Source organism: Methylocystis suflitae (assembly GCF_024448135.1).
In the GTDB taxonomy this organism is placed as follows: Bacteria; Pseudomonadota; Alphaproteobacteria; order Rhizobiales; family Beijerinckiaceae; genus Methylocystis; species Methylocystis suflitae.
In genome coordinates this window covers 1-7,454 of the sequence record NZ_JAMRYX010000033.1, presented here as the reverse complement: position 1 = coordinate 7,454, position 7,454 = coordinate 1, and the positions used below count along the sequence as shown (strand labels likewise).

The following is a 7,454-nucleotide window of genomic DNA, read 5'->3' as shown; positions in this document are numbered from 1 at the left end:
GCGTTGGTATGGACAGTGGGTCTGGGTCTGTTGAGGATTTGCAAATGTCGCTACGGCCTTTGTCCCAAACGACGAAGGCCGTATCGCTCTGTGAACAGGTTTGGCTTGGCAGTCCTCGCGCGTCGTCCGCAATGCTGTGACGCGATCAACTTTTAGCCCTATTGACCAACTCTCCTCCGTTTGATCTGCAGCGAAGAGGAACACTGATGAAATCGTTTGCATGTGTTGCGCTTGTGGCAGCGATCACACTCTGCCTTGGCGGTTGCTACACTCCCCAGGATCGCGCGCTCGGCGGCGCTGCTATTGGCGGGCTTGGCGGCGCTGGCATAGGCGCTCTGGCGTCTGGCGGCAGAGCCGGTGGAACTCTCGCCGGCGCCGCAATCGGCGCTGCGGGCGGCGCCGCGGCTGGCGCGCTGACTGCGCCTCCGCCGCCTCCGCCACCGTATTACTATTGAGATCGCGTGAAAACGCCCGCGGCCTACACTACTTGCATCTGCGCATTCGCAAGTGCGGCGAGTCCTTCGGGCGTTAGGCGGAAACCGCTGTATAGCCTTCCTCGCTAGACCAGGCCTCGATCAAGTCAGGTCCGTCGTAAAATTCGATCCGATGGTTGTCGCCTGAATTCTTGTATCGCGCGACGGCTCCGCCGAAAGAGCTGCGCGCCTGGATCGTTTCGCGATCTCGTAGCGTGCCGAGCTCTTTGCCGTTTTTTGAGATCACAATGGTATAGCGTGGTTCACTCGGCCGATAGGCGTTCATTGTCGCGCTCCTAAATTCGAATCGCCGAACTCAATGCTCTCACGCTCGACGAGTCATGATGATGGCGGAAAGTAAGAAGAAGAACGGCACGGCGCGATCGAATGCGCCGAACCGTCGTGGACGCATCTGTAAGCGGCGCCAAAATCAAACATCCTGTGCGCTGGCGCACTGCGCCTCCCCACCAGATGCGCAATACCTTGAACGTTGCAAAAACCTTCGGCTTTTCGAAGCGATCAGGGGCCAGTCCCCAGGGGCGGCCTCAAAGGCCCGGCTGTCGCGCCGTTGTCGAGCGCCTGCTTGAAGGTGAGCCAGGCATGAGGGGGAAGCCGTGCGTGTCGGTCGCGTGCCATAGGATAGGGACATTGTTGTCTCGATAGTGATGCCCGGTGACGGCGTTCGCCGGCATGATGCCGATGCGCCCGCCGTCCTTCCAAGGCTTGACCCAGAGCGCTGCGCCTTGTTCAAGTTCGTCGATTATGGATTGCATGACGTGGTGATAAACGGCGGTTATCTTCATGGCCGCCTCCGTGTGAAAGAGCGCATGTACCTGCTCCTCGCTATCGACGCACGGGATGCGCCGAACCGCTCGGAGCAGCTAAGGCAAGCATATGAAAACGGCGGTGAGGATCTGATGTAGTCACAGAGCCTTAAAATGGCAGGGCAAAGGAAGCCAACAAAGAAAACTCTAAGGGCGCTCAGGCAACGGACCACGCTGAACGCTTCAGGGTATTGCTCGAAGAAACGCAGGCCTTTTGCTGCGCGATTGGGTTGCACGAAAGCCTCATTGTCGAGATCGCCAAGGCCGATAACGATTCTAAAAATTTAAGCGCTTATTGAGGCAGGAGCTAAGGAAATCGTCAGACATGGCCTGAGGATAAAGCTATTGAATCGCGTAATAAGCAGTGACGCGTTGAGTGATTTTGTGGATGCGCTTCCAATGAATGGTAGAGTGTCCATCCTCAAATTGCTGGATGCCGCCGGCCTTCCTCCAGAGGAACGTGGATTTATCGAAGCGCTGCTCCGTGTGAGGAACGCATACGCTCATGACATCCGATTCGTGGACGTTCGTTTGATCGACCTGATAATGCAGCGGCCGGACAAGTCTCACCTTTTGAAGCACCTCAGCGCGATCAAAACGTACGACGAGGCCGATCTGGTGCAGATGTATGAAAAAGACAGTGGCTTTTTGCGCTTCTGCATTCTCGATTCTGCAATGCGGTTTTTGTTCTTCGCTTACCACCTCGCTGCAAAACACCGGACACCGACCGCCGCAGCTTCACATTAGTTGCCCGCGAGCAGCTGATGTTGATCTGCCAAGGGGAGTATGAAGCTGAAGATCGTGCCGCCGCCAGAACAGCCTGGCTTCTTTCACATCTGCCGCGCACTTCTGTGTCGGCGGCCGGCCGTCGTCTTTCAATGAAAAGAAATATCGTTGACAAAGATCAGATAGGCACACAGTATCACGCTGTTTCGGTTGCCTTTTTGGAAACGACAAAATGACAGATGCATCTCTTTTTTCTGCGTCACGATACGAGCTTGTTCGGAATCTGTTGACCCAACGAATTGGGCACTTGCTCTTCAAGTCGGCTACGCTGCCGTTCACAATGCAGTTGCAGACCCAGAGGAACTGGTGTTGGGCGGCGACATCAACGAGCGTTTCTCATTTTTATATCGCAGCGAGTCACTGGACCCAGTGCCTTGTGGCGAATGGCGAGCTAGGACACAGCGATTGCTGCAATTCGCCAGTGCCTAGCGTGTGCGACGTCTCATGGTACCTTGACCGAGCGTTGCAGCGAACATCTAACCTCGATCACATGGTAGCGGGAACGATTGCATTTGACGATATCAAGGCAGAGATCGACGCGGGGCGAGTAGTAGGCGTCCGTGTCGGGTGGTCCGGTAATGGAGGGGGTCATTTCCTCGCAATCTACGGGTACAGCGAGGTTGGCCCCCGGCAGTTTGTCGACGTCGATGATCCAATCTACGGGAAGAGTCATTTATCGCTTTCCGCTTTCTCGACGAGCTATCAGGGAAATGGAACCTGGACGCACACATACTTTACGAAGAGGTGGCCGCTCTTGCGCTTCAATCTGCCCGATCTGACAGCGTTTGCGATTGAGAGAATTCTCGAACTGAGACCCCTTCTTGCGATGAAGCGGGGAGAGCGACAGATCGGTACCAAGTTCGAGGACGATCAATCGCTTTCGATGCCTCACTACGTATATGTGGCGGGACTCGACGATGTGTTGGCACGAGGAGACGGCGACGGTTTTCCGCTCAGCACCCGAAAATCACTCCGCGTGTTTGAAACGGAAGGTGAGAGAGCAAGGGCCTATTTCGATTTAAGCATTGATGATGCTCCGCAAGTCGAGGACTTAAGCGAGGACGCGGCGACAGTTGGTCTAATACAGCAAGGTGCCTCGGCTGCGGCGCGGATCGCGACCGAAAGCAAGGAGGCCCCGGAGCTGCGATTTGTTCGGATTCCTGCACTCTACGTCGAAGCGTTCTGGCTTCATTTCGAAGAGGCAACGAAGGACGTGTATGTCCCGGTGCGGGGCATCGGACTGTTTACCCCGATGCAGCCCGTGTCAGCAGAGGACTTTATGGCGACGGTGAGAAGGGCTGCCGAGGAGCGGAGGGCGAGGCCGTCAGACGATGCTATCGCTCCCTAGGTCGCGATAGACTGCGCGGAATGAGATGCGCTTCCAGTTCGGCGTTCGATTTCTTGAATTGATCGACCCCGCGTTCGGCGCGGGGTTTTGCATTAGTGGTGTGTTAGGTGCGCGCAGAGCGCAGGAGCGCATCGTCGATTTCCGTTAGCAAACCTGGCTGAGTTACTTCATTGGGAGCTTCGTGGAGATTGATAAATGCAAATCATCGATAGGTTTTTGGCATTTGTGAAAAATGTGCCTTCGTGCCGTTTTTTACGATGGTGTCTCGTTCTCACCTCGTTGCTCCCGGCGTCCGTGCTTGGAAAGCCGATGCCGCCGGAACCAGTGCCAGATAATGGGGGCGCACGCAGTCAAAAGGTATGTCAGATGACCGGCGATCTGGAGTTCGAAACTGTCCAACCAACAAAGAATCCGACCGGGTACTACAATGTACCGGGGACAGACTTGGGTTCTCCGTTCGAACATAATGGACGCCAATATTTCCTTTTCGGAGACACGAACGGGGCCGACGACGGGATTGCGTTCACAACAGCACGCGCCGCCGAGCCTTGTCCGCGATTGGAATTTGTCTCGGATTCCAAGGACTCAAACCACAAGCCTTTTAAGCCGATAGCTGATGCGAAAATTTCGATGAAGGCTGATGAAGTTCCGACTACCGGCTTTAGCGTTCACGGCGCGCTCTATGTCTTCGTCAGAACAGGCTATGCTCTTAACAATGGAGGCCATGTAGACGAGCGGGGTAACGTCACGGAGGTGGGCAAAGCCGCTCTCCTTCGTTCTGACGATAATGGCTTGACGTTTTATAGCGTGTCAGATGAGTGGCGGCAGGGATTGGGGGAGAAGCTCGTCTATCTCTCTTCTGTCCGCGTCAGCAAAGCTGATTTCCCGGACCTACCGACCAATTCAAGCGAGGGTCTGCTCGTTTTTGGCAGCGGAAACTATCGCAAAAGCAAGCCTTATCTAGCCTTCATTGACCTCGACGAGCTGAATAATCGTAAGAAAGTCCTCAAATATTTCGCCGGTACAGTCATGGCGAAATCCATTTCCAGAATAGAGACGAGAATACCGCGTTGGGAAGATGAAGATAAAGAGGCGCGAGATCTATTTAACGACAACACGCCCCAATGTGTTGGAGAATTGTCAGTCACCTGGAACTCCAAGCTTCGCCAATGGCTCATGCTTTACAACTGCGAACATAAAATTTTAGCTCGCGTGGCCGAGAAACCCTGGGGACCTTGGTCAGGTCCCGCGATCATTTTCGATCCTGCAGCAGACGGCGGCATCTGCCGATTCATTCGTGGTTGTTCCTGCCATGAGCGAGGAGGCAACCAAAGAGAAGATTGCGCACCGGTCAGGGACATTACTAGCCCAAGCACGCCAGATAACCCGTGGGGCCTCGGCGATGTGTACGCTCCATATGCCATTCCCCGATATACGATAGGCGGGCGGAGATCGGTGACGGTCTACTACTTGATGTCAACATGGAACCCGTATCAGGTCGTCATGATGAAAACGACGTTAGCGCGTCCCGGCAATGGTGAAGCTGCGCCAGAAACTAAAGCTCGCGAGATGTCAACCAGGCGTGACGGCCGCGACTTTCATCATCATTCTCGATGAAAAATGTTCCGTTCGAAGGTAATTAAATTTTCTTCATGACATTGTGCGAGCGACGCCACGGGTTCACAATGTCTTGGTAGAAAGACTCATTCCTCGACGGCTCTCCGCCACGCTCGCACGCACCTCTTCTTTGCCGCGCAGCACACCGAGCAATGCGAGGTCAGCATCAAACGAAACAACGATATATGGTCGCCATGAGCGGCAAGGTGGAGTCATACCGATGATTACCCTTGAAGAATGCACGAAGTTCGCGGCGCTCGAAACAAACGAACTCTTCACGGGGGCTGTCCTTTCGACGAGGCACCGGTCGCTGCTATTGAGTTACCTCTTGAATTTGAAGCGTGGCCCAAGCGCCGTACGTAAGATGATTGTCTCTGACATTCGTGCGGCGATTGACTTGGGCGCGTCGAAATATGCGGCGGATCTCGTTCTCGTGCTTCGGATGTTCCTCTCCAAACATACGGAAGCGAGAATTTCACAGCAGACGCCTCGCATGAACACCCGCGCATATATGACATGCAGTGTCGCGCGCAGAATGGGGAGGGCGAGACTGCTCGGCCAGTTGTTCTGCTGAAGATCGGGCGTTGTCGTGAGGATCAGAATGCAACGCTTATCGAGCCGGAACGCGTCCCCTTGGAGTCTGCTTAGCGCCGATACCGTTGAAAAACTCTGCGGCTGATCGGCGCCGATGCCATCAGTCGCGTTTTTAATGGACTGAGCGGGGCGAGACTATCATGCGGCGCGTTCGCCTCGCTGGCCCGGCTATGCCGCGATCGCCTCCATTGGCGCACTCCTTGGTCTCAATCTCGCGAGCCGCCGCAAATTCTGCGCAGTCGCCGCGAGGAGGAACTCGTCTCTGGCCCCGCATGGCCCTCGCAGCCGGCGCCCGAGCCGAAGGATGCATTTGAGATGGGCAAACAGCATCTCGACTTTCTTCCGGCGTCGACAAGCCGCCTCGTATTCGGGCGTCGATGCGTGAGCCCGGGCAACGTCGCGGGCGTCTTCGTGCAGATCACGCAGAATCTTGCGGGCGACCGCATTCGGGCAGCAACGCGCCCTGAGTTCGCAAACGTCGCAGTCCTTCTTGCTGGCGCGGTAGAGGCGCGTGCCTTCGGCAGTGATGCCGGTCCGTGGGCTAGCGTAAGTGCGCCGAAACTGGACCAGCTCTTTGCCAGCCGGGCACGTATATCGGTCCCTTTCGGAATCGAATGCGAAGTCGGCGCGCGAAAACGTTCCGTCCGTCCTGGTGGACTTGTCGAAGACCGGAATGTGCGGCGTGATCTTCTTCTGTTTGACGAGCCAAGCCAGGTTCTCGGCCGAACCGTAGGCGCTGTCGGCGGTCAGGTAATCCGGCTTCAAGCCGAAGCGATCCTCCGTCCGCTCGAGCATGGTGCGAGCCGCGCCGACCTCGGCTTGGCGAATGGCGCGCGTGGCTTCAAAGTCGACAATCACCCCGTGGTCCGTATCGATCAGATAATTGGTGGCATATGCAAAGAAGGCATGGCCCTTGTGCGCCCCCGTCCACTGCGCCGCCGGATCGGACGGCGAAATGAACTTCGGCGTCACAGGGGACGCCGCGCCGAAGGCGGCATCGTCCAGAGTCGCGAGATACTCGCGCGCGGCACGGCAGGCCTTATCCTTGCTCTCCTCGGGCTTCCATTCGTCGCTCGGGACTGAGCGCTGCTTATTGGCGTCCGCGGCAATCAAGCTTGCTTCGACGTCGAACCCATCGGCTCCGACCAGCCCTTCGGCCATACAGCGCTCGACGACGGCTTCGAATAGATGGCGCAGGACGTTGCTCTCGCGAAAGCGCCCATGCCGGTTCTTGGAAAAAGTCGAATGGTCAGGGACCTTGCCATCCAGACCGAGCCGACAAAACCAGCGATACGCGAGATTGAGATGAACTTCTTCGCACAGGCGGCGCTCCGACCGTATGCCCATGCAATAGCCGACAATCAACATGCGGATCATCAGCTCCGGATCAATCGATGGGCGGCCGGTGCTGCTATAGAACGGCTTCAGCGCCTGACGGATGTCATCGAGGTTGAGATGCCGGTCGATGCTTCGCAGCATGTGATCCGAAGGGACATGGTCGTCGAGGCAGAAATCATAGAATAATTGGGCCGATGTCGTTTGGACGCCCATCATCGCCGCACCCCCGCCAAATCACCCAAATCAGTGAATCACGGCGTTGCCGCTCCATCAATCAACCGGCGACTTTTTCAACGGTATCGGCGCTTACCGGCCATTGCCAAGCGTTTAGCGCAATGACCGCTTTCCGTAGCGGTGTCTGTACGCTTATTTTTTGAGTATGTGGGTTCAGCTAATCTCGCATTCGCCGCAATGTTTGTAGAGTCGTGCGCCCCGCGAAACATCGCGCCGCCATTTGCCTCGGCCACACTGTAT

At 56.2% G+C, this 7,454-nt stretch carries 9 protein-coding genes; 6 read left to right on the top strand and 3 right to left on the bottom strand.

What is annotated here, in order from left to right; translation table 11 throughout:
* Positions 1-528: 528 nt before the first annotated feature.
* Together NEI07_RS02645 and NEI07_RS19680 are read right to left on the bottom strand one after the other, a co-directional pair.
* A complete protein-coding gene (locus NEI07_RS02645) occupies positions 529-759 on the bottom strand; it encodes a hypothetical protein (RefSeq protein WP_256032502.1) in 231 nt (76 codons plus the stop codon).
* Between the two features lie 259 nt (positions 760-1,018).
* Positions 1,019-1,246 (bottom strand): ArdC family protein, encoded by a 228-nt coding sequence (locus NEI07_RS19680; RefSeq protein ID WP_407659838.1) that lies wholly within the window; start codon positions 1,244-1,246, stop codon positions 1,019-1,021.
* Here NEI07_RS19680 and NEI07_RS02640 point away from each other — a divergent pair.
* The 6 genes from NEI07_RS02640 to NEI07_RS02615 all read left to right on the top strand — a co-directional run bounded on the left by NEI07_RS02640 (position 1,217) and on the right by NEI07_RS02615 (position 5,622).
* Entirely contained in the window at positions 1,217-1,396 is a 180-nt protein-coding gene (locus NEI07_RS02640) for a hypothetical protein (protein WP_256032501.1), read from the top strand. The two genes, NEI07_RS19680 and NEI07_RS02640, sit on opposite strands and share 30 nt — an antisense overlap.
* Before the next feature lie 312 nt (positions 1,397-1,708).
* Positions 1,709-2,044 carry a hypothetical protein gene (locus tag NEI07_RS02635; protein ID WP_256032500.1) on the top strand — a complete coding sequence of 112 codons (336 nt, stop codon included), beginning with the start codon at positions 1,709-1,711 and terminating at the stop codon, positions 2,042-2,044.
* A gap of 17 nt (positions 2,045-2,061) precedes the next feature.
* Positions 2,062-2,259 carry a hypothetical protein gene (locus NEI07_RS02630; protein WP_256032499.1) on the top strand — a complete coding sequence of 66 codons (198 nt, stop codon included), beginning with the start codon at positions 2,062-2,064 and terminating at the stop codon, positions 2,257-2,259.
* Entirely contained in the window at positions 2,256-3,431 is a 1,176-nt protein-coding gene (locus NEI07_RS02625; RefSeq protein ID WP_328516952.1) for a papain-like cysteine protease family protein, read from the top strand. Before NEI07_RS02630 ends, NEI07_RS02625 begins: the two co-directional genes overlap by 4 nt.
* 195 nt (positions 3,432-3,626) lie before the next feature.
* On the top strand, positions 3,627-5,048 hold the full coding sequence (locus NEI07_RS02620; RefSeq protein WP_256032498.1) for a DUF4185 domain-containing protein: 1,422 nt from the start codon (positions 3,627-3,629) through the stop codon (positions 5,046-5,048).
* 220 nt (positions 5,049-5,268) lie between these two features.
* Entirely contained in the window at positions 5,269-5,622 is a 354-nt protein-coding gene (locus tag NEI07_RS02615) for a hypothetical protein (RefSeq protein WP_256032496.1), read from the top strand.
* 188 nt (positions 5,623-5,810) lie between these two features.
* Here the strand turns inward: NEI07_RS02615 and NEI07_RS02610 are convergent, their stop codons facing one another.
* The gene (locus NEI07_RS02610) at positions 5,811-7,196 is read right to left on the bottom strand and encodes a transposase (protein ID WP_256032494.1); all 1,386 of its coding nucleotides are present in this window, start codon (positions 7,194-7,196) and stop codon (positions 5,811-5,813) included.
* Positions 7,197-7,454: the final 258 nt, after the last annotated feature.

Coding starts and splice junctions, on each gene's coding strand:
- NEI07_RS02615 (WP_256032496.1), top strand. CDS start 5,269: ATGATTACCCTTGAAGAATGCACGAAGTTCGCGGCGCTCGAAACAAAC.
- NEI07_RS02610 (WP_256032494.1), bottom strand. CDS start 7,196: ATGATGGGCGTCCAAACGACATCGGCCCAATTATTCTATGATTTCTGC.
- NEI07_RS19680 (WP_407659838.1), bottom strand. CDS start 1,246: ATGCAATCCATAATCGACGAACTTGAACAAGGCGCAGCGCTCTGGGTC.
- NEI07_RS02625 (WP_328516952.1), top strand. CDS start 2,256: ATGACAGATGCATCTCTTTTTTCTGCGTCACGATACGAGCTTGTTCGG.
- NEI07_RS02645 (WP_256032502.1), bottom strand. CDS start 759: ATGAACGCCTATCGGCCGAGTGAACCACGCTATACCATTGTGATCTCA.
- NEI07_RS02620 (WP_256032498.1), top strand. CDS start 3,627: ATGCAAATCATCGATAGGTTTTTGGCATTTGTGAAAAATGTGCCTTCG.
- NEI07_RS02630 (WP_256032499.1), top strand. CDS start 2,062: ATGTTGATCTGCCAAGGGGAGTATGAAGCTGAAGATCGTGCCGCCGCC.